Annotated in this window: 20 protein-coding genes; 1 reads left to right on the top strand and 19 read right to left on the bottom strand. The window is 40.9% G+C overall.

Annotation, left to right across the window (positions count from 1 at the left end; all coding sequences use genetic code 11):
- Positions 1 to 6 precede the first annotated feature (6 nt).
- From ACZ9EE_RS24960 to mce, 4 genes are all read right to left on the bottom strand, one after another.
- Positions 7 to 1,284 (bottom strand): DNA polymerase IV, encoded by a 1,278-nt coding sequence (locus ACZ9EE_RS24960; protein ID WP_476031322.1) that lies wholly within the window; start codon positions 1,282 to 1,284, stop codon positions 7 to 9.
- 84 nt (positions 1,285 to 1,368) lie between these two features.
- Positions 1,369 to 2,490, bottom strand: a complete 1,122-nt coding sequence (locus ACZ9EE_RS24955; protein WP_476031321.1) for a tripeptidase T — start codon at positions 2,488 to 2,490, stop codon at positions 1,369 to 1,371.
- Between the two features lie 125 nt (positions 2,491 to 2,615).
- Complete coding sequence (locus tag ACZ9EE_RS24950) at positions 2,616 to 4,166, bottom strand: acyl-CoA carboxylase subunit beta (RefSeq protein WP_476031320.1); 1,551 nt, start codon at positions 4,164 to 4,166, stop codon at positions 2,616 to 2,618.
- A 1-nt stretch (position 4,167) separates the two neighbouring features.
- On the bottom strand, positions 4,168 to 4,581 hold the full coding sequence (mce, locus tag ACZ9EE_RS24945; protein ID WP_476031319.1) for a methylmalonyl-CoA epimerase: 414 nt from the start codon (positions 4,579 to 4,581) through the stop codon (positions 4,168 to 4,170).
- A gap of 164 nt (positions 4,582 to 4,745) precedes the next feature.
- On the opposite strand from mce, the gene prli42 reads away from it, so the two are divergent.
- Positions 4,746 to 4,844, top strand: a complete 99-nt coding sequence (prli42, locus tag ACZ9EE_RS24940; protein ID WP_476031318.1) for a stressosome-associated protein Prli42 — start codon at positions 4,746 to 4,748, stop codon at positions 4,842 to 4,844.
- Positions 4,845 to 5,090: 246 nt separating this feature from the next.
- Here the strand turns inward: prli42 and ACZ9EE_RS24935 are convergent, their stop codons facing one another.
- From ACZ9EE_RS24935 to buk, 15 genes are all read right to left on the bottom strand, one after another.
- Positions 5,091 to 5,576, bottom strand: coding sequence for a L,D-transpeptidase (locus ACZ9EE_RS24935; protein ID WP_476033083.1), 486 nt, complete (start codon positions 5,574 to 5,576; stop codon positions 5,091 to 5,093).
- Between the two features lie 50 nt (positions 5,577 to 5,626).
- Positions 5,627 to 6,610 carry an aromatic acid exporter family protein gene (locus tag ACZ9EE_RS24930; RefSeq protein ID WP_476031317.1) on the bottom strand — a complete coding sequence of 328 codons (984 nt, stop codon included), beginning with the start codon at positions 6,608 to 6,610 and terminating at the stop codon, positions 5,627 to 5,629.
- Between the two features lie 108 nt (positions 6,611 to 6,718).
- On the bottom strand, positions 6,719 to 7,441 hold the full coding sequence (locus ACZ9EE_RS24925) for an amino acid ABC transporter ATP-binding protein (protein WP_476031316.1): 723 nt from the start codon (positions 7,439 to 7,441) through the stop codon (positions 6,719 to 6,721).
- Positions 7,434 to 8,093: an amino acid ABC transporter permease gene (locus tag ACZ9EE_RS24920; protein WP_476031315.1), complete on the bottom strand. Its 660-nt coding sequence runs from the start codon at positions 8,091 to 8,093 to the stop codon at positions 7,434 to 7,436. Before ACZ9EE_RS24920 ends, ACZ9EE_RS24925 begins: the two co-directional genes overlap by 8 nt.
- A 63-nt stretch (positions 8,094 to 8,156) precedes the next feature.
- Entirely contained in the window at positions 8,157 to 8,933 is a 777-nt protein-coding gene (locus ACZ9EE_RS24915; RefSeq protein WP_476031314.1) for a transporter substrate-binding domain-containing protein, read from the bottom strand.
- Positions 8,934 to 9,125: 192 nt separating this feature from the next.
- Complete coding sequence (locus ACZ9EE_RS24910) at positions 9,126 to 10,298, bottom strand: M20 family metallopeptidase (RefSeq protein ID WP_476031313.1); 1,173 nt, start codon at positions 10,296 to 10,298, stop codon at positions 9,126 to 9,128.
- 122 nt (positions 10,299 to 10,420) lie between these two features.
- Positions 10,421 to 10,858 carry a BrxA/BrxB family bacilliredoxin gene (locus ACZ9EE_RS24905; protein ID WP_476031312.1) on the bottom strand — a complete coding sequence of 146 codons (438 nt, stop codon included), beginning with the start codon at positions 10,856 to 10,858 and terminating at the stop codon, positions 10,421 to 10,423.
- 111 nt (positions 10,859 to 10,969) lie between these two features.
- Positions 10,970 to 12,097, bottom strand: a complete 1,128-nt coding sequence (meaB, locus tag ACZ9EE_RS24900) for a methylmalonyl Co-A mutase-associated GTPase MeaB (RefSeq protein WP_476031311.1) — start codon at positions 12,095 to 12,097, stop codon at positions 10,970 to 10,972.
- Positions 12,098 to 14,296 carry a methylmalonyl-CoA mutase gene (gene scpA / locus ACZ9EE_RS24895; RefSeq protein WP_476031310.1) on the bottom strand — a complete coding sequence of 733 codons (2,199 nt, stop codon included), beginning with the start codon at positions 14,294 to 14,296 and terminating at the stop codon, positions 12,098 to 12,100. It lies immediately after the preceding gene.
- Complete coding sequence (locus ACZ9EE_RS24890) at positions 14,277 to 16,172, bottom strand: methylmalonyl-CoA mutase family protein (protein ID WP_476033081.1); 1,896 nt, start codon at positions 16,170 to 16,172, stop codon at positions 14,277 to 14,279. The genes scpA and ACZ9EE_RS24890 overlap by 20 nt, the downstream gene beginning before the upstream one ends.
- 273 nt (positions 16,173 to 16,445) lie before the next feature.
- Positions 16,446 to 17,759, bottom strand: coding sequence for a dihydrolipoamide acetyltransferase family protein (locus tag ACZ9EE_RS24885; protein ID WP_476031309.1), 1,314 nt, complete (start codon positions 17,757 to 17,759; stop codon positions 16,446 to 16,448).
- A gap of 15 nt (positions 17,760 to 17,774) precedes the next feature.
- Complete coding sequence (locus ACZ9EE_RS24880; protein WP_476031308.1) at positions 17,775 to 18,758, bottom strand: alpha-ketoacid dehydrogenase subunit beta; 984 nt, start codon at positions 18,756 to 18,758, stop codon at positions 17,775 to 17,777.
- Between the two features lie 12 nt (positions 18,759 to 18,770).
- Positions 18,771 to 19,772 (bottom strand): thiamine pyrophosphate-dependent dehydrogenase E1 component subunit alpha, encoded by a 1,002-nt coding sequence (locus tag ACZ9EE_RS24875; protein WP_476031307.1) that lies wholly within the window; start codon positions 19,770 to 19,772, stop codon positions 18,771 to 18,773.
- A 66-nt stretch (positions 19,773 to 19,838) separates the two neighbouring features.
- Complete coding sequence (gene lpdA / locus ACZ9EE_RS24870; RefSeq protein ID WP_476031306.1) at positions 19,839 to 21,260, bottom strand: dihydrolipoyl dehydrogenase; 1,422 nt, start codon at positions 21,258 to 21,260, stop codon at positions 19,839 to 19,841.
- A 21-nt stretch (positions 21,261 to 21,281) separates the two neighbouring features.
- Positions 21,282 to 22,385, bottom strand: a complete 1,104-nt coding sequence (buk, locus tag ACZ9EE_RS24865; protein ID WP_476031305.1) for a butyrate kinase — start codon at positions 22,383 to 22,385, stop codon at positions 21,282 to 21,284.
- Positions 22,386 to 22,465: the final 80 nt, after the last annotated feature.

Below are 22,465 nucleotides of genomic sequence, written 5' to 3'. Positions count from 1 at the left end.
AGCTTTTTAGTGTTCATCCTTGTTTTTATCGGGAAACGAGCGTAAAAAATCTTTATTAAAGCTTGTCCCGGTTCCAACATTTTCGGCCTGTTCATCCTGATGAGAACCGGCACTTTCAATAATATTTTTTCCATACTTTTCACGCAGGCTGGAAAGGGTTTTTAAGAGCGGCTCTTTTTTAGCATCTTTTTCGAACGAAAATAAATCCAGCTGTTTATAAGCATGGTCCTGTTCTACTAGGTCATTCCCGGTAATTCCTAGTAAACGAACAGGGTCGCCATTCCAAGCCTTTAAAAAGAGCTGCTTCGCAAATAACGAAATATCGTCTTTATGATTGATCGGGTTCAGCAGTTTCATACTCTTGGAAATAGTCTTCCGATCTTTATAGCGGATTGTAATAGCCAAAGCAGATGCCATAACTGTTTTACGCCTTAATCTGGTCGACACGGTATCCGCCAATCCATCAAGCACCTGGAACAGTTCTTGTTGATTACTAATATCTCTAGGAAGGGTAGTTGAGTTTCCGATACTTTTAAATTCGGAGACAGATTCTGGGTCAACAGGCCTGAAATCAACTCCATTAGCCCTCTCTTTTATCCGTAACCCGTTTATTCCGAGCAGTGACTTCAATTGGATTTCATTTCCTTTAGCTAAGTCCCCAATCGTCTGAATTCCAATTGTTTGTAACTTTTCAGCAGTCTTTTTCCCAACCCCATGCATTTCATTCGTATTCAAGGGCCACAGTACGGTAGAAATATCGCGTTTCCTCAGGATGGTTATTCCCAGCGGCTTTTTCATATCAGAAGCTGTTTTCGCTAGAAACTTATTCGGGGCAATCCCAATACTGCATGGTAAATCCAGCTGCTTTAGGATTCTATTTTGGATACTTTCAGCAATCTCGATTGGACTTCCTAATGAAAAGCTTTCGGTAATATCCAAATATCCTTCATCAATCGAGACAGGTTCGACTAGCTCGGTATATTGTCTAAGTATTTCAAACATGGAAGTCGAGGCAGCTCGGTATCGTTCGAAATTCGGTTTCATCACCACAAGCTGCGGACAAAGTTTTTTTGCTTCCCAAAGCGGCATGGTTGTTTTCACACCAAACTCCCTCGCTTCGTAGCTGCAGGTAACAATAATGCCTCTTCGCTCCTCAACATTTCCGGCAATGGCTAGCGGTTTTCCCTTCAGTTCAGCGTCATAAGCCATTTCAACAGAAGCGTAAAAACAATTCATGTCTACATGTAAAATCACTCGTCCATTTTTCGGATACATTTCCTTCATAATGAACACACCCTTAAAACGTTTGTTCTGTTTCAATTATAACAAAAAAGGAGGCCAATGGGCTCTCCTTCCTCTATAGTTGGTTTATTGATTGGTTACTTCATCGATAATGGCAAGGGTCATCTCAGCAAGCTTATACAATTCTGCAACCGGCATACGCTCATTTGTGGTATGAATTTCTTCATATCCTACAGCTAAGTTTACAGTCGGAATATTGAATCCATTAAATACATTGGCATCGCTGCCTCCACCGCTATGTTGAAGTTCACAGCTGCGGCCAATCTTTGCTGCAGCCTTGCGTGCAATCTCTACCACTTGGTCGCCTTCAGCAAATTTGAAGCCTGGATACATAACTTCCACCTCAACTTCTGCTCTGCCACCCATTTCCTCTGCAACCGTTTCAAAAGCTTCCTTCATTTTGTTAACCTGAGCCTGCATTTTTTCAGGGATAAGCGAACGAGCTTCTGCTAAAATATCCACACGGTCGGCAACAATATTAGTAGCTTGACCACCTTCAAAGCGGCCAATATTGGCAGTGGTTTCATGGTCGATTCTTCCTAATGGCATCCTCGCAATCGATTTCGCGGCAATCGTAATCGCAGAAACTCCTTTTTCAGGAGCTACACCTGCATGAGCTGTTTTTCCGTAGATGACCGCTTTTACCTTTGCTTGTGTAGGAGCTGCTACAACCACGTTTCCGACCAAGCCATCGCTGTCAAGGGCATAGCCATAGTTTGCTTTTATTAATGATGGATCAATTGCTTTGGCACCATGTAAACCGGACTCTTCGCCGACAGAGATGACAAATTGAATTAAGCCATGTGGAATGTTTTGTTCTTTAAGCAGACGAATGGTTTCAAGCATCACGGCTATCCCCGTTTTATCATCAGCACCAAGAATCGTCGTACCATCTGTAACAACATAGCCGTCCTTTATAGAAGGTTTAACACCCTTAGCAGGTGTTACAGTATCCATATGACAGGAGAAATAGATAGGGTCTACTCCTTCTTTCACAGCAGGCAATGTACAAATTAAGTTACCTGCTCCATGTCCCGTAACAGCCGTTGTATCATCTTCAAAAACATCGAGACCTAATTCAGTAAACTTTTGCTTTAACACTTTCGCAATTTCAGTCTCAAATTTAGTTTCTGAATCAATTTGGACAAGTTCCAAAAATTCATTCAAAAGACGTTCCTGATTAACCATTTATGACCCTCCAATTATGTACTCACTAAATATCTGCGGAGCCCTGGTCAAGGAGCTTCCGCTTTTCTTATATCAGTATACCTCTATAGTTGGTATATCATCAAATGAAAGAGAAAAGCGTTAAATTAAAGAGGGATATTTCCATGTTTTTTAGCCGGCCGGGACTCTTGTTTAGTTTTTAGCATATCCAGTGCTTGAATAATTTTTATCCTGGTATCACGCGGATCAATCACATCATCGACCATGCCTCTGCTTGCGGCCACATACGGGTTAGCAAATTTTTCACGGTATTCTTCAATTTTTTGCTGCCTAGTAAGCTCCGGGTTTTTACTACTATTGATTTCCTTAGCAAAGATAATGTTGGCCGCCCCTTGTGGACCCATTACGGCGATTTCCGCATTCGGCCAAGCAAATACTAAGTCGGCACCGATCGACTTACTATTTAATGCCACATATGCACCGCCATAAGCTTTTCTTAAAATAACCGTCAATTTAGGCACAGTGGCTTCAGAATAAGCGAATAAAATTTTCGCCCCATGGCGAATAATTCCGCCATGTTCCTGTTTAACCCCGGGAAAGAAACCGGTTACATCCTCAAACGTAATAATTGGGATATTAAAAGAATCACAGGTCCTGATAAATCTGGCTGCTTTATCGGATGAATCAATATCCAGGCCTCCCGCCATTACTTTGGGCTGATTACAGACAAGTCCCACGGTTTCACCTTTCATCCGTGCAAAGCCAACGACAATATTTTTTGCAAAGTTTTGATGAATCTCCATAAAAGAGCCGCCATCAACTACTTGTTCTATCACCTTTCTAACATCATAAGGGCGGACAGCATCAAATGGAACAACATCCATTAAATCAGGGCGATAATCATTTTCCTCTTCCATTTCTATCAATGGCGGCTTTTCTCTATTATTCTGTGGAAGATAACTCAAAAGTCTGCGAACATTTTCCAATACTTCGGCTTCAGTCTCGGCTTGAAAATGAGCGTTTCCACTAATAGAATTATGCACATTTGCGCCGCCAAGATCTTCTGGGGAAATCTTTTCTCCGGTTACTGTTTCAATTACCTTTGGACCTGTAATAAACATTTGACTTGTTTTCTCGACCATAAAAACAAAATCGGTAATCGCTGGTGAATAAACGGCACCACCTGCGCACGGTCCCATGATGACAGAGATTTGCGGAATTACTCCGGAGTAGATGGCATTTCGGTAAAAGATATGTCCGTACCCATCAAGTGAAACCACACCTTCTTGTATACGCGCCCCGCCAGAGTCATTAAGGCCGACAAAGGGGGTACCGTTTTTCGCTGCTAAGTCCATTACCGCTGCAATTTTTTTAGCATGCATTTCCCCTAATGCACCGCCAAAAACGGTGAAGTCCTGTGAGAATAAATAGATAGGTCTGCCATTTACTTTTCCAAAACCTGTCACCACCCCATCACCAGGACCTTTTTGTTCATCCAAGCCAAAGTCGTTAGAACGGTGTTCAATAAATGGATTTAATTCGATAAAACTGTCTTTGTCTACTAATAGGTCAATTCTCTCGCGCGCTGTCAATTTTCCTTTTTGATGCTGCTTATCAATTCTTTCATCTCCACCGCCAAGCTCTACTTCCCTGCGCTTATCATACAGTTCATTGATTTTTTCATAAATATCAATCATTTTACCCCTTCATCCCCTTTTTCTCACAAAGCTCAACTAGAACACCCGCTGCGGATTTCGGATGCATGAAGGCGATTTGTGCCCCGCCTGCCCCTAACCTCGGCTGCTCATCTATCATCCGGATTCCCTGCTCCCTCATTTCAGCTATTCTTTCTTCGATCGATGTCACACCGAGAGCCACATGGTGAATCCCCTCTCCGCGTTTAGCAATAAAACCAGCAATCGGGCTATCCTCTGTAGTTGGCTCAAGAAGCTCCAATTTGGTTTCACCTGCATTAAGAAAAGCCACTTTAACCTTTTGAGTTTCAACCACTTCAATCCCTACCAAGGGCAGCCCCAACACATTTGTATAAAATGGCAGCGTATTCTCTAGAGACTTGACAGCAATTCCAATATGGTCGATTTTTTTAATCATGTTTTTCCCCTCTGTTCCAAAATTAAAATAAATCTGACAGTTACCATATTCGTTAAAAAGTTCATAAATCCTTCCTAAAATGCTTAGTTGTTCCGTTGTCCATTTAGGCTTTTCCTAGTAAAATAGGAATAAAGCTGATTGAAGTTAGAGGGAGGTACTTAAAATTGTCTAAGAAGAAAACACGAAAAATTATTGTCTATCTGATGCTTTTTGCGATGCTGGCCTCAACCCTCCTATTAGGTATTGCAACATTCTTATCTTAAAAATAAGAAGAGGCTGACCCAAACGGTGGCTGATGAAAAAATTTTTACACTCTATTGATTGGAGCGGAAGGAGCGAAGACTCCTGCGGGAGTACGGGGCAGGGGAGACCCCGCAGGAGCGAGCGACGAGGAGGCTTCCCGTTCCGCCCGCGAACCGCTCGCGCCTGGAGCGGAAATCAACAGACTAATTTAATGTATAAAAAAGAAGGTGCCCCCAAAAGTTATTCTTTTGGGACACCTTCTTTTCTTATTTAATTGCTCCGTTTTCTTTTGCTAAAACATCAAATGATTTTTTTGAGGAAGTAACCAATATTTTAGTTCCAAGCGGGATTAATGGAAAAAGGGAGGATACCACCTCATTTTGGGTACGGATACAACCATGTGATACATACTTACCGATGGAAGCTGGTTGATTCGTTCCATGAATACCGTAGATTCGGCCGTCAGTTCCTTTTGCATCAAAGCCAATCCATCTAGCTCCAAGTGGATTTCTTGGATCGCCTCCAGGAATATTCTTCTTGCGATAATATGGATTCTTTGCCTTTACCGTAATGGTAAAAAGGCCCTCCGGGGTTAATTCTTGAGTTTTGCCGGTGCCTACACTGACAATCGTTTGAACTTTGTTATCATTGATTAGTGCAAGTTCGTTATTTGTTTTATTGACGATCACGAAGGGGTCACCAGCGATAGGGTTGTTTCCTAATGGCCAAAGGGGTGAGAGAAAAAAAGTCATGAGAAGAGGCGATAATAGTTTAATCAATCCAACCACCTGCCTTTTTTCCCTTAATTTGCCTCGACCTTCTTCCTTTCATTCATTTTTTTTACATAAAGGGAGCTTTTGATAATAAGATACTCGTTCATTTCGTTCACTAATTGCAGCAGTGCTGCTCTGACTTCAAATTCCTGTCTTGTTTTAGGCAGTTCCATTTCTTCGAACTCTTTTTTCATTCCTTTTAATTTATCTATATAAATATAAGCTGTGTTCCCCGGGTGAATATTCTCTGAAAGTTCCTCAAGAAAATCAGCGACCATTTTTCCCTGCTTCACTGTACTGCTAAGTGATGTGACTATTGGTAAAACGCGTTCGATGATTTCAAATTGTTTTTCCCTAATTTTAAAATATTCAAAGTACAGGTTCTCTTCACGCAGAATACGGTTTTCAAAATCTCTTAGCGCAAGTATCTTAGCCTCATCAAGGATCTTTGCACTTTCAGTAATTTCTTTACCATCCCAGTTACTTTCACCGTTTCTCAAGTAACGTACCATTTCCATAAAAATAATCCTTAAATTCTCTTCTAATTTCACCTGAAAGTCCTTAAGGTTTTTATCAACACTCGGCATGTATAGGTTAACAAGAAGAGCCACTCCAATTCCCACAGTAATAACACCAAGCTCATTAAAAAAAATGGACCATGATATCTTGTGAGTCATATAAATATGTAAAATAATAACGGTGCTTGTTACAACGCCGTCTTTTGCTTTCAGCATTACAATTGTAGGGATAAAGAATAGCAGTATTAGCCCAATAACAATTGAATGATAGGCAATTCCTTCGAAAAAGACTGCTGAAAAAGGCATGGCTAATACACAGGCTAAAAATCGGTCCCAAGCAGTTCGGAGTGACCTCCGTTTTGTCACTTGAACACATAAAATCGTTAATATTCCGGCCGAGGCAAAATTATGAAGTCCCAACTGCTGTGCAATTAAAATGGAAACAGCAGTACCTACAGCTGTTTTAACTGTCCGATATCCAATCGAAAATTTCATAAATATCTCCCCATAAAAAAAGATGATCATTTAGACCATCTTTAGCATATCCCTATTTAGACATTTTTTCCAAGAAAAACTACTTTAAGATAAAGTAAGATTCATCCGTTATAATACCTTTTCTAAAAAGTCCTTTGCTCTGCTTGTACGTGGATTATTAAAAAACTCAATTGGTGAACCTTCCTCTAGTAATTTCCCTTCATCAAGGAAGAGGATACGGTCAGAAACCTCACGAGCAAACCCCATTTCATGTGTTACGATGGCCATCGTCATTCCGGATTGGGCTAAGTCCTTCATAACGGTTAATACTTCCTTAACCATCTCCGGGTCGAGCGCTGATGTGGGCTCATCAAATAACATTAACTTTGGTTCCATTGCAAGAGCCCGGGCAATAGCAACACGCTGCTTCTGACCACCTGATAAATTATTCGGGTAAGCAGTCTCTTTTTCAGTAAGGCCCACTCTAGCAAGTAAATCCCGGGCTTTGGCTACTGCTGTGTCACGGGATTCCCCTTTGACTTTAAGCGGGGCATATGTTAAGTTTTCCAATACTGTCAGATGCGGGAATAAATAAAAGTGCTGAAAAACCATTCCGATTTGTTCTCGAACTTTCATTATGTTCGTTTTTTTATCAGTAATGTCTTGGTTATCGATCCAAACTGTTCCTTTTGTAGGTGTTTCTAACAAGTTTAAACAACGCAGGAAAGTAGATTTTCCAGATCCTGAAGGTCCAATAATAGAAACAACTTCACCACTGCCAATACTCGTAGAAATATTTTTTAGGACTTCGTTTTCTCCGAATTGTTTATAGAGGTTTTCAACTCTAATCACTAAATTTCATCCTCCTTTCAACTCGTTTACCAATGAGTGTCAGCACCATAACTAATATCCAATAAATTAATCCAACAAATATTAAGGGCTCAAAGTTACGATAAGTATCTGCTCCAACAACCTGGGCGCGGCGCATTAAATCTAAATAACCAATTGTTGATACGATTGCTGATTCTTTTGTTAACGTAATAAATTCGTTCATAAGTGCAGGTAATATATTTTTTAACGCTTGAGGCATGATTAGGTCCTTCATCATGAGACGATAAGGTACACCAAGAGCTTGTGCTGCTTCCGTCTGACCTTTATCGACTGCTTGAATTCCAGCCCGGATAATTTCAGAAACATAGGCTGATGAATTTAATCCAAAAGCTAGGATAGATGATAAGAAGGGTGAAATGTCATAGCCTGTTAATTGAGGTATGGCAAAATAGATAAGCATCAATTGCAAAATTAACGGTGTACCACGAAAGATAGATGTATAAAAATCTCCGAACCAATTTAAAACTTTTATCCGTGAAATTTTACACAATGCCAAAATAGTACCAAGGATAAAGCCTAAAATAATTGAAATTATAACAAATTTTAATGTAACCCATATTCCTTCTAAAATAAAAGGAATATAAGGCACAATTTGGCTAAAATCCAAATTCATGCCTTACACCTCTTTTCAATTTATTCATCAAACAATATAAGAAATAAAATCAATAAGAATCATTTACTGTTGATCTTTTAACCACTTGTCCTTCAGTTCTTGAAGTTTTCCGTTCTGATCTAGCTTTTTAAGAGCGTTATCCACATCGTCAACTAAGTCACTGCCTTTTGGAAAAGCTACTGCCATCCCTGGAGAACTAGATGTTGGATCATCAAAACCTGCTAAACCTTGTTCCTTGATGTATCCAGTTGCAACTGATTTATCTAAATAAGCTACTTGGATACGATTTGATAATAGCTCTTGGATTAGAGTTGTCGCATTATCTAAAGGCTTAAGCGTAAAATCAACTTTTTTCTGAAGCGCTCTGGCTCCTTCTTCTTGGATGGTTCCTAATTGTACAGCAACTGTTTTTCCTTTAAGATCATCAATGGTTTTAATATCGGAATCCTTTTTCGTTAAAAACATTTCACCGGAGTGGTTATAAGTTGTGGAAAAATCAACATTTTTTTTACGTTTTTCAGTTGCTGACATTCCAGAAATGACCATGTCAACTCGTTTCGCTTGCAATGCTCCGATTAGTCCATCAAATTTCATGTCTTTAATTACTAGTTTATAGCCTAATTCAGACGCAATGGCATTAGCTAGGTCAATATCAAATCCAACAATCTTTCCTGATGGCTCTCTTGATTCAAATGGAGCAAAATCAGCTGATGTTGCCATTGTTAATACTTTTTTGTCAGAAGCTTTTTCTCCAGTTGCCCCGTCCTTATTATTCTGACCACAAGCAGCCATAACTAATAGTGTAAAGATAAACATTAAAGATAAAATTGTTTTTTTCATGATGTACCCCCTGTGTAAATATAAGAAGCTGTGTAGTTATATTGAATTTTTATTCAACAAAACGAATAATAACACATGAAATTATATTTGAAAAGATGTTTTTTAAATATAAAAATATTCTAACAATTTAATATACCAATATTATTTTAGCCATAAAAAACACCCCTTAAAGGAAGAGGTGGTTTCTAGGAGTCAGGCTTTAGCGATCTCCATCTGACGAAATTCATTTTTCATTTTTTCGAATACATCTTTATTCGTAATTAAATCATATCCCGTTAGTGCAAGGGCCAAAGCACCTCTAGAAAGTATCTTATGAGAATTGTCGGTAATGGTTAAGTCGGCAAATTCTCTGGTATGGGCAACTAATCCAGGTGAATCAAGACCAATATAAGGGTGAATAGCAGGAACAACGTGACTCACATTTCCCATATCTATCGATCCATAAGAATCCTTTGCTTTCTCCACTTGCTTAACACCCGTTGTCAAAAGGTTGCTTGTAAACAGCTGGGATAATGTTTGGTTCGTAACCATATTGTCATAGCTCAATTCATAATTTTCAATATGAACCTCTGCACCAGTCATTGACGATGCCCCTTTCGCTATGTTAATCACCTTTTGAACTAGGTCGTTTAAGTAGTGTCTGTCCTTTGCTCGAATATAAAATTGAGCTACTGCTTTGTCTGGAACAATATTAGCAGCTACTCCACCCTCCTTAATTATTCCATGTATTCTAACATCGGAAGTCACATGTTGACGGAGAGCATTAATCCCGTTAAATAATTGAATAACGGCATCCAGTGCATTAATCCCCTTTTCTGGCGATGCTGCGGCATGACTCGTTCTGCCGCGGAAGTCAAATTGAATAGCATCCATCGCCAACGAATCACCACTCTCATAGGAAACATCTCCAGGGTGCACGATCATAGCTGCATCAATATCGTCAAATATTCCTTGTTCGGCCATCGGTACTTTAGCGCCATTTGTTTCTTCTGCAGGTGTGCCTAATACAATAACTCGGCCGCCAATTTCATCCACCACTTTACTTAATAGGACTCCTGCCCCTGCACTCATAGTACCAATCATATTATGACCACACCCATGTCCAACTCCCGGTAAGGCATCGTATTCGGATAAATAGGCAATAGTAGGCCCTGCTTTTTTACTATCATAAACTGCTTTAAAAGCTGTAGGTCTGCCAACAATTCCCTTTTCTACTGAAAATTGATGCTGCTCAAGTAATTCCACTAAAAGATTCATAGACTCATATTCTTGATCACCAAGCTCTGGATGATGATACAGGATATCGTTGATTTCCCATAATCTATTTTGTATAGTTTCTAAATTATTTTTTAATAATTCTTTCATGTCAAAACTCCTCTGGATTTATGATTAAAATTACAAAATAATTAATAAATATACACTAAAAATTATAATTGGACAATAAAAAAGATCAAATCATTTTCGATTTGATCTTTTTTATTTAATACTTAAACTTCTTCGCAATATTGGTCAAATTCACTTTGCAGCTTTGCCACTACTGTTGCAGGGTCAAAGCCCTCAATCTGATGTCTTTCAATCATGGTCAGGATTTTCCCGTCTTTTAGCAATGCAAAAGATGGAGAGGATGGCGGATAACCTGTGAAATAGCTTCTTGCTGTTTCTGTTGCCTCTTTATCCTGTCCGGCAAATACCGTAACGAGGTGGTCAGGACGTTTGTCATTGTGAAGCGCATGTGCAGCTGCAGGGCGTGCAATCCCCCCCGCACAACCGCAAACTGAATTAATCATCACTAAAGTGGTTCCTTTTTGGTCAAAAGCTTCTTCGACTTCTGCAGGAGTTTTTAATTCTGTATATCCAGCAGACACGATTTCTTCACGTGCTTGCTTAACTACATCATTCATGAAAAAGTTAAAATTCATACTCATCAAAACACACTCCTTATATTCCGTATATAACTACATCATAACAGTTTAAATGTATTTCTTTCAAATGAAATGAAGTGGCAAAGACAAGAGAAAATGGCATGAAACAACAGTTTACCTTTTTGTTGTTGGTAAAAAGGTCTCAAATAATGTTTCTACAGCTGTAGCTACCGTCAATTCTCCAGAAATCACCTCATTTTCAAGTTTTGGCAGAGCACTTTTAACCCCCTTATGATGGTAAAAAAGAAATTGAAGCTGATCCGTTATCATTGAATATAACCATTCCCTTGCTTGTATTCTTCTTCTTTCCTCAAAAACGCCTGAAGATTTTGTGGTTTCTTCAAAGGTTTGAATAACACGCCAGATTTCACTAATTCCTTCAAAAGTAATCGAAGAGCAGGGATATGCCCTTGTCACCCACCCTTTCGTAGCTGGCTGGAGGAAGTGGAGGATTCGGTTGTACTCTTGCCTAGTATGCTCCGCCCTTTGTTTATTTGCCCCATCTGCTTTGTGAACAAGGATGAGATCAGCTAGTTCCATAATCCCTTTCTTCATTCCTTGAAGTTCATCCCCTGCCCCGGTCAAAACTAGCAGTATAAAAAAATCCACCATATCTCTGATGATGACTTCACTTTGGCCCACGCCAACCGTTTCAATTAATATAATATCATAACCGGCCGACTCACAAATTAACATAGCTTCCCTAGTTTTTCGGTGTACACCGCCAAGTTTTCCTCCCGTCGGTGACGGACGAATAAAAGCGTTCGGATTTTTTGATAATTGCTCCATTCTAGTCTTATCGCCAAGAATACTGCCGCCCGAGATACTTGAACTGGGATCAATAGCTAATACAGCAACCCGGTACCCTAAACCGCACAGGTACATACCAAAAGCTTCAATAAAGGTACTCTTACCTGCACCTGGTACACCAGTTATACCGATTCGAATTGATTTTCCTGTTTTCGGAAGGAGCTTTTTCAGCAGCAGCTGTGCTTTTTGAAAATGCTGTTCGGCATTACTTTCAACTAATGTAATTGCTCGGGCAAGCAGGCTTCGGTCACCCTTCAGCACCCCATCATATAGAACGTCAACGGATGGTTCTGTTGTATTTCGTTTTTGAAAGCGGACATTTTTGTCAATAGCAACGGGATGACCTTCAAGCTCCTCGCCTTTGCGTACGATACTTAAACAGTTGTCAAGTGTATCAGGGTCACTCCACTCCGGCTTATGGTCCTTCCCCATTTATTGCGACACTTCCTCATAACCGAGTTTTAAATAAATCTCCCTAATCACTTTTTGAGCGGCGACAGGAATGATCGTGCCCGGTCCGAAAATGGCCGCTGCACCATGGTCATATAAAAATTGATAATCTTGTGCAGGAATGACACCCCCGGCAACAACTAAAATATCCTCTCGGCCCAATTTTTTCAATTCGTCCACTAGTTGCGGAAGCAATGTTTTATGACCCGCTGCAAGCGAACTCATGCCCACTACATGAACATCATTTTCAACCGCTTGAACCGCCGTTTCTTCCGGCGTTTGGAACAACGGACTAATGTCTACATCAAAGCCTAAATCCGCAAAAGCGGTAGCGATGACCTTTGCTCCCCGATCATGGCCGTCCTGACCCAATTTCGCCACAAGGATTCTTGGCCGTCTCCCTTCATTCTCAAGAAATTCATCCGTCATTTTTTTTACTTCATTTATTTCATCCTCGTTGCTAAAAGCAGTACTATATACACCGCTAATTGAACGAATGACAGCTTTATGTCTTTTAGCCACACGCTCAATAGCATCAGAAATTTCACCAAGTGTTGCTCTCACTCTTGCTGCCTTTACGGCAAGTTCTAATAGATTTTGTTCTGCTGTCTCAGCAGCTTTAGTTAATGCACTAAGCGCCTCTGCTACTTTTTGATGATCCCGAGCAGCTTTTAATGCCGTTAATTTTTCAATTTGCTTTAAACGGACGGCGGTATTATCAATATCCAATATATCAATTGCTTCTTCCTTTTCGAGCCTGGAGCGATTAACCCCAATGATTGTCTCCTGACCAGAATCAATTTGCGCCTGCCTTCTAGCAGCGGCTTCTTCAATTTTCATTTTTGGAAGACCCGTGTCAATGGCTTTAGCCATGCCCCCAAGCTCTTCAATTTCTTCAATGTGTATCCAAGCCCTTTTGATTAAATCATCTGTCAGCTTTTCTACATAATAGGAGCCACCCCAGGGATCGATGACGTTGGTAATCCCTGTTTCTTCTTGTAAAAATAACTGAGTGTTGCGGGCAATCCGGGCTGAGAAATCTGTTGGTAAGGCAATGGCCTCATCCAAGGCGTTAGTATGGAGTGATTGGGTATGACCCATGGCTGCAGCATGTGCTTCAACAAGTGTTCGGGTAACATTATTAAATGGATCCTGTTCGGTTAAACTCCACCCTGACGTTTGCGAATGAGTCCTCAATGCTAAAGATTTTTCATTTTTCGGATCGAAGGACTTCATCATCTTGGCCCATATGAATCTTGCTGCCCGCATTTTGGCGACTTCCATGAAGTAATTCATCCCAATTGCCCAGAAAAAGGACAGCCGAGGAGCAAATGAATCGATTTCAATCCCCGCTTTAAGACCTGTTCGGACATACTCCAAGCCATCTGCAAGTGTATAAGCTAATTCTAAATCTGCCGGAGCACCTGCTTCTTGCATATGATAGCCGGAAATACTAATACTATTAAACTTTGGCATGTATTTGGATGTATATTCAAAAATATCGGCAATGATCTTCATCGACATTTCTGGGGGGTAAATATATGTATTGCGAACCATATATTCTTTTAAAATATCGTTTTGAATCGTTCCCGAAAGTTTTTCTTGGCTGACTCCCTGTTCCTCTGCCGTTACGATAAAGAACGCTAAAATCGGCAAGACCGCACCGTTCATGGTCATCGATACAGACATTTGGTCCAAGGGGATTCCAGCAAAAAGGGTTTTCATATCAAGAATGGAGTCTATGGCAACTCCCGCTTTGCCAACATCCCCAACTACACGAGGATGGTCTGAGTCGTAGCCGCGATGGGTAGCTAAATCAAAGGCAACAGATAATCCCTTTTGTCCCATAGCAAGATTTCGGCGGTAAAAAGCATTACTTTCCTCAGCGGTTGAAAAGCCTGCGTACTGCCTGACCGTCCAAGGCCGATTAACATACATGGTAGGATAGGGGCCTCTTGTATATGGAGGCAGACCAGGAAGGTCATCTATGTGCTCCAACCCATGACGATCCTCTTTTGTATAAACAGGCTTAAGGTATATGTGTTCATTTGTTTCAAACAGTAAATCCTCAATAGAAGAAGAAAGTTCATCATTCACTTGCTTTTCCCACTCTTTTTTTGTGATAAATTTCTGGTCCGCAAACAGTGCTATATGTTGAAAATCAGGCTTTTGTTTCTTCAACTGTGTTCACCTCCATATCAGTGAGGATTGCAATAAGAGTTTCATAGCAATTAGTACGCGAATGAATAAATTGCTTAATTCCTTGATTGTGCCACTGGGCCCGTTTTTCTGCATCAGGCAGGCCAGCTAGGTAAAATATGCGGTCAGGAAATTTAGATTTTAGGGCTGAAAGTATGTTTTTTCCTGCTAACTCATACTGTTCATTTGTTCCACAAAAACAGAAATAGGTTGTAGTTGTTTCTAAGATAAATTGAATAGCATGGTCTACAGTTACGATCGGCCTGCTTTCTATCGCGTTCATACCACCTGCAGCAAAAAAGCCTTTCATAAAATCAAGCCTTGGTTTATACTGCTTTAATTCTCCAAGACATACTATCCCGACAGATGGAATAGTGCCAACTTTTTCTTCCAGCTGTTTTGCCTTTTTTCGCAGTTCTTCAAATGGCTCTGCAAGTCTCCGTGCTGGAATTGCTTCTAATTTGCCCAATGAATAGGTTCCATTTGAAAAAAAACGGTTTTTGCTACGCTGTAGAGGGTTGGGAGGCATTTCATTTATATCTGCATAAACATTTGTTCCAACCAAACTTTGCTTTCTTGTTTGAATATCAAGATTCTTTACATCGTAGGCAGCTTTAATTTCCTGCTGCAGCCAATTGGATTTCAAACTGTTTAATATACCGCCTTGGGCTTCGATTTGTTGGAAATAACCCCATGCTTTTTCGGCAAGTTCATTCGTTAGTTCCTCCACATACCAAGAACCACCTGCTGGATCGATTACTTTTTCCAGGTGTGCCTCATGTTTTAAGAGTAGTTGAATATTTCTAGCGATTCTTTCTGCAAATGGTGTTGTGACTGTAAGATGATCAAAAGGAGCAACTTGTAAATATTGAACCCCTCCCATAATGGCAGCAAAGGCTTCATTTCCAGCCCTTAGAAGATTGACATAGGGGTCCTGTAAGGATTTTGTAAAGGAAGAGGTTTCGGCAGCAATAATCATCCCTCGGGCTTTTTCTTTTACACCGTAAAGTTCAGTTATCCGATTCCAGAGTACCCGGGCTGCCCGAAGTTTAGCAATTTCCATGAAGAAGTTACTTCCAATCGAAAATTGGAAGACGATTTTTTTAACGATTACATTATGATCCAGTTCACTATCCTGCAGGAGATCGACATACTGTACTCCTTCTGCTATTGCAATGCCCAGTTCTTGGACGGTATTTGCCCCGCCATTGTGATAAGGAGTTGTATCAATTAAAATGGTGCTTAGATGTGGGAAACTTTTACTATACTTGTTTATATTGTTTTTCCATTCCTCAAGATATTCCTGTGAAAAAGCCCCTTCCTCAGCAAATAGCGCAATCGGATCTGAACCAATATAGCCGCTTACTTGATCAGCTTTATTTTCGTTTTCGGCCATTTTTGCTAAAACTTCTAGAACGGCTGAATGCCATCCTTTTGCATTAATCGCTAGTGGATATTGATGATAGAGGTCTTCTAATACACTAGAAAGGCTTGAATTTGTTTCAATTAATTCTTCAGATACCTGAAAAGCAAGCGCAGTTTGCCCCTTTTTTATGGCATCCTGAAGTTTCTCCTTCAATTCACTAGGTGATTGGTAAAATAATTGCTGAGCAACGTTCCACTTATTTGTCAGGTACCCCAATGGATAAATTCCTCGTCGGTAATCGGATCCTCCTGAATAATCTGGAACTGGCTGCTCATCCTCTCGTGTATAAAGCGGTTTCAAAATAATGTTCTCATATGTATCACAATGTAGGGAATCAATCTTTTTCCCTTTTAGACTGCTTTCCGCTTTCTCTTGCCAATCATCGATTGTTTTTCGTAAGAATGATTGATTTTTTATATTTTCCAACTCCATCTCCCCTTTCTTCAAAATTGAAGTAAAATTCAATTAATTCTACTTATTTCTATTTTATGGTACAAATAGTTTTCAAGCAATAACAAAAGGCAAAAGTGCCCGTTTAGCGGCGTATGGACTGGAGCTCTCCAACTGAGATAAAGGAAACACGGAGAGCGAAGTACACTAGCCGCTGGGCGCTGGAGCTGGATTCAGAGTCCTAATTCAATTATTTTAGAATTTCCTATACCATCATAAAAACCGCTGCCAGTCTTGACAGCGGTTGTTTATCCCCTAATAAATAGCTGTGGTTGATTTTGAGGTATGTTCTAGAATTTCTTTGACTCGTTGTAGGAAACGGCCGCAAATTAGGCCGTCTAATACTCTGTGGTCCAATGACATACATAGATTTACCATATCTCGGATGGCAATCATGTTATTGTTGATGACCACTGGCCGTTTAACAATTGACTCCACTTGAAGGATCGCTGCTTGCGGGTAGTTAATGATTCCCATCGATTGAACCGAGCCAAAGGAACCCGTGTTGTTCACTGTAAATGTCCCGCCTTGCATATCTTCAGATTTTAGCTTCCCAGTTCTCACCTTTACGGCTAGTTCAGAGATTTCCCGCGCTATTCCTTTAATGGATTTTTCATCTGCATTTTTAATGACAGGAACATACAAGGCATCTTCCGTAGCCACTGCAATAGATATATTAATATCTTTCTTTTGAATGATTTTATCCCCGGCCCACATTGAGTTTATTTGTGGAAACTCCTTCAAGGCTTGAGCGGCGGCTTTTACAAAAAAGGCAAAAAAGGTTAAATTGAAACCCTCCTTCTTCTTGAAATCGTCTTTTAGACTGTTACGATATTCCACAAGATTGGTTACGTCCACCTCAATCATGGTCCAGGCATGAGGAGCTTCATGTTTACTGCGAAGCATATTAGCCGCTATCGCTTTACGGATCCCTGTGACTGGAATCTCTAGGTCGCCTGGACTAACAGGAACTTTCACTTGTTGAGCTGCCTGGGCCGAAACTGCTGCTGGCTGACTAGGTACAGCTGGGGCCTCTTTTGGTTTGGCCTCGACAGCAGGTATTAATTCATTAACGGATTCCATCATTTGGGCTGCGCTTGGAATATGACCAGATTCAATTAATTTCAATAAATCTTTTCTAGTAATCCGGCCCCCCGCACCTGTGCCAGATACCTTTGTTAAATCTATCCCGTGTTCCTGAGAAATTTTTAGAACAGCAGGTGAATAACGAGTTTTATTTGGTTGAACCAATGTACCTGTAGATTCTGTTTTTCTACTTTCTTCTGTATTAGGACTCTCTGCGATAGAAGAGTCCTGTATAGTGCTAGCTCCGGTTTCAATGGTACAGATCATTTCCCCGACCGCTAGTGTCTCGCCTTCTTCAGCAATCAGCTCTTTAATCACACCTGTATAGGAGGACGGGACTTCTGCGTTTACTTTATCGGTCATGACCTCGGCAAGTGGGTCGTATTTATTTACTTTATCACCCACAGTGACTAACCACTTGCTAATAGTACCTTCGGTTACACTTTCCCCTAATTGAGGCATTCTAATTTGTTCAATTGCCACGAGTTCCCTACCTCCTTAGTATTCCGCAAGCTCACGCATTGCTTTTTCAACTTTGTCCGGATTAACCATAAAGAATTTCTCCATCGTAGGAGAATATGGCATAGCCGGGACATCTGGTCCTGCGAGCCGCTTAATAGGAGCATCTAAATCAAATAAACAATGTTCCGCTATAATGGCTGAAACTTCACCTATGATGCTTCCTTCCTTTGTGTCCTCTGTTATTAACAAGACCTTCCCCGTTTTAGAAGCTGCCTCAATAATCGCCTCTTGGTCTAACGGATAGACAGTTCGTAAATCAAGGATATGAGCAGAAATTCCATCGCGTGCTAATTTTTCTGCCGCTTGGAGGGCAAAATGAACACATAGACCATAGGTAATAACCGTAATATCTTCACCTTCTCGCTTTACATCAGCCTTCCCGATTGGCAGGGTATAATCATCCGCAGGGACCTCGCCTTTAATTAAACGATAGGCTCGTTTGTGCTCGAAAAAGAGAATCGGGTCATTATCACGGATAGCTGCTTTTAATAGTCCTTTCGCATCATATGGTGTCGAAGGCATGACTATTTTCAAGCCTGGCTGATTAGCAAAAACGGCTTCCACAGATTGGGAATGATAAAGTGCCCCATGTACTCCGCCGCCGTAAGGGGCACGTATAACAATTGGACAGTTCCAATCATTATTAGAACGATAGCGAATTTTTGCTGCTTCAGAAATAATTTGGTTTACAGCTGGCATAATAAAATCTGCAAATTGCATTTCTGCAATAGGGCGCATTCCGTACATAGCTGCTCCGATTCCTACTCCTGCAATAGCTGACTCGGCAAGTGGTGTATCAATGACCCGCTCCTCGCCAAATTGTTCGTACAACCCCTGTGTTGCTTTAAATACGCCGCCTTTTACCCCTACATCTTCACCCAGGATAAACACCTTTGGATCCCGTTCCATTTCTTCACGCATCGCCATTGTGATTGAATCAATATATGAAATAATCGCCATTTTACGTCCCCCTTACTCTGCCGTTTCCGCATAAACATATTTCAATGTATCTTCTGGTAAAGAATAAGGAGCATTTTCAGCATAATCTGTCGCCTCATCCACCAGCTTCATAACACGATCATTGATTTCTTTTTCAAGTTCATCATTTAAAACATTCGTTTCCTTTAAATAGGCCCCAAAGGTCATTAGCGGATCCTTTGTTTTTGCTTTTGCCACTTCATCCGGTGCCCGATATGAACGATCGTCATCATCCGAAGAATGCGGTGTAAGACGGTATGAGACAGTTTCAACCAGTGTCGGACCTTCGCCGCGGCGGCCTCGGTCAGCAGCCTCTTTTACAGCCTTATATACTTCCAAAGGATCATTACCGTCAACTGTTACACCCGGCATCCCATATCCAATTGCACGGTCCGACACCTTTTCACAGGCTAATTGTTTTTCAATTGGGACAGAGATCGCATATTTATTATTTTCACACATGAAAATAACAGGAAGTTTATGAACACCTGCAAAGTTTGCTCCCTCATGGAAATCCCCTTGGTTAGACGAACCTTCCCCAAAGGTAACAAAGGTTACGAGGTCTTTTTTCTCCATCTTTCCTGCAAGAGCGATTCCTACGGCGTGAGGAACTTGTGTCGTAACAGGTGATGACCCTGTAACGATTCTATTTTTCTTTTGACCAAAGTGTCCTGGCATTTGCCGGCTCCCCGAATTTGGGTCCTCTGCTTTAGCAAAACCCGAGAGCATCAATTCTGTTGGTGTCATTCCGAAGGTTAACACAACCCCCATGTCACGGTAATAGGGAAGTACATAATCCTTCTCCCGGTCTAGAGCAAAAGCCGCTCCCACCTGTGCTGCTTCTTGGCCCTGACATGAAATAACAAATGGAATTTTTCCAGCACGATTTAATAACCACATCCGCTCATCAATGCGTCGGGCCAAAAGCATCGTCTCATACATTTCCAATACCTTTTGGTCGCTTAATCCTAAAATTTCATGACGCTTTTCTGCCATATATTTCTTACCTCCCGATTGTTCGCTAGACTCTAACAAATTATCATAGCATAAAACCTTTATTTATTATGAATGAATGGCCTTCCCATCAACAGCTAGGGCAGCTTCTCCAATGGCTTCTGTCAAAGTTGGGTGTGGATGAATGGTATGAGCTATTTCCCACGGTGTTGCATCTAATACCATGGCAAGCCCGGCCTCTGTGATCATATCTGTTACATGCGGTCCGATCATATGCACCCCTAGAATATCGTCAGTCTCCGAATCTGCGACAATTTTTACAAAGCCATCTGATTCACCAAAAACAAGTGCTTTCCCAATTGCCCGGAATGAAAACTTACCTATTTTCAATTTATGGCCCTTTTCTTTTGCCTGCTCCTCCGTTATTCCTACACTGGAGACCTCTGGGTTACTATAGATGCACCTAGATACTAAGTTATAATTCATTGGCGATGGTTTTTCTCCTGCTATATGCTCAACTGCAATTATTCCCTCGTGCGATGCTACATGTGCAAGTTGTAAACCTCCTATTACGTCGCCGATTGCATAAATATGGGATTCCTTTGTTTGGTAGAATTCATTGGTCACAATAAATCCCTTTTCAACCTGGATCTCTGTATTTTCAAGTCCTATTCCCTCTAAATTTGCTTGGCGGCCAACTGAGACTAAGAGTTTTTCAGCCTTAAACTGTTTAAGCATACCTTTTACCTCTGCTGAAATACTAACCTCTTGATCCTTAATAATCGTATCAGGGAGCACTTTTGCACCAGGAATGAGGTTTATGCCTTTCTTTTTCATTACTCGCTGCATTTCTTTAGAAATTTCTTTATCCTCTGTTGGAATGATGCGGTCAGCAAACTCAAGAACTGTTACATCAACTCCAAAATCAGACAGCATGGAGGCCCATTCTATTCCAATCACACCGCCCCCAATTATGATAATGGATTTGGGCAATGCTTCGAGCTGTAATGCTTCATCAGAAGACAGCACTAATTCACCATCGATATCCAAGCCTGGAAGCGATCTCGGCCTTGAACCTGTTGCCACAATCACATTTTTCGGAATTAACATCTCGTTTTCCGTTCCGTTGTTCATTTCAACAGAAATAGTGCCTGGCATTGGTGAAAAAATCGATGGTCCGAGGATACGGCCAATTCCTTCATAAACATCAATCTTTCCTTGTTTCATTAGGTGTTGGACGCCTTTATGTAACTGATCAATAATCTTATTTTTTCTAGCTTGAACTTTCCCAAAATCTAATGAAACTTCATTCGTTATAACACCAAAATCCTCCCCGCGCTTTGCGGTAGCAAATACCTCTGCACTTCTTAAGAGGGCCTTACTTGGGATACAGCCTTTATGCAGGCAGGTTCCTCCCAGCTTTCCTTTTTCTACAATGGCTGTTTTTAATCCAAGCTGAGAAGCACGAATAGCTGCCACATAGCCGCCCGTTCCACCTCCAAGAATGACCAAATCATATTCTTGTGCCATTAATATTTCCTCCCCATTTCCTTAGATTTTCGCAGTGGAAAAATTCCCTGGATATATTTTCACTTCTTCTTCGCCCCGTAACACTCGAAGGGCTCCTTCCGCCAAGGCTAGAAGCTCATCTTCACCAGGATGAACAATGACATCTGCAATCCAATTAACTCTATCGCTAATTCGTTTTACGAAACCTGTTCCATTGGCAAGGCCTCCTGTTAATACAATTGCATCTACCCTGCCAGAAAGAACCGTGCTGCAGGAACCAATCTCCTTAGCAACTTGATAGGCCATCGCCTCATAAATTAGTTCCGCCTTTTTGTCACCAGCGGCAATTCTTTGTTCTACCTCTACTGCATCATTTGTTCCAAGGTAACCAACAAGACCCCCTTGCCCAACAAGTCGTTTCATAATTTCTTCCCTGTAATGTTCACCTGAATAACAAAGTGCTATTAAATCTCCAGCAGGGACCGTTCCAGCCCGTTCAGGACTAAAAGGGCCATCTCCGTGCAAACCATTGTTTACATCCACTACTCTGCCTTGTTGATGGACACCAACCGTAATTCCCCCGCCCATATGGGCAACAATCAGATTCAATTCACTGTATTCTTTCCCCAGTTCCTTTGCTACTCTTCTGGCTACAGCTTTTTGATTTAGGGCATGGAAGATGCTTTTTCTCTCAATTAGGGAAAAACCGGAGATCCTTGCAATCGGGGCAAGTTCGTCAACCACAACCGGGTCAACAATAAAGGCAGGTATATTAAGTCCTGCGGCAATTTCATGTGCAATAATCCCGCCCAAATTGGATGCATGCTGGCCAGAGTGACCGGATTGCAAGTCCTTTAACATCAGGTCATTGACTGCGTATGTTCCCCCTTTAATCGGACGCAGCAATCCACCACGGCCACAAACTGCTGATAATTTTGATATATTAATCCCTTCATTATCCAGTGTTTCCAAAATTGCCGTTTTTCTAAATTGATATTGGTCAATAATATTGGGAAAAGTATTAATTTTTTCAGCATCATGGCGGATTGTCTTTTCAAAAATTGAAATGTCATGATCAAAAATGCCAATTTTAGTGGATGTTGAACCTGGGTTGATGGTTAGTATCCGATATTTATTAACTTGCAACGTCATAACCCCCACTTAAAAAAACATTTATCTAATGGCAAATGCGCTGAATTCAAATTCAGCGCTCCGCCTTAGCTTCG

This window comes from Bacillus sp. URHA0034 (assembly GCF_056280405.1).
Note: the sequence above shows the minus strand (reverse complement) of the source record. Positions and strands in the feature narration are given on the sequence as shown.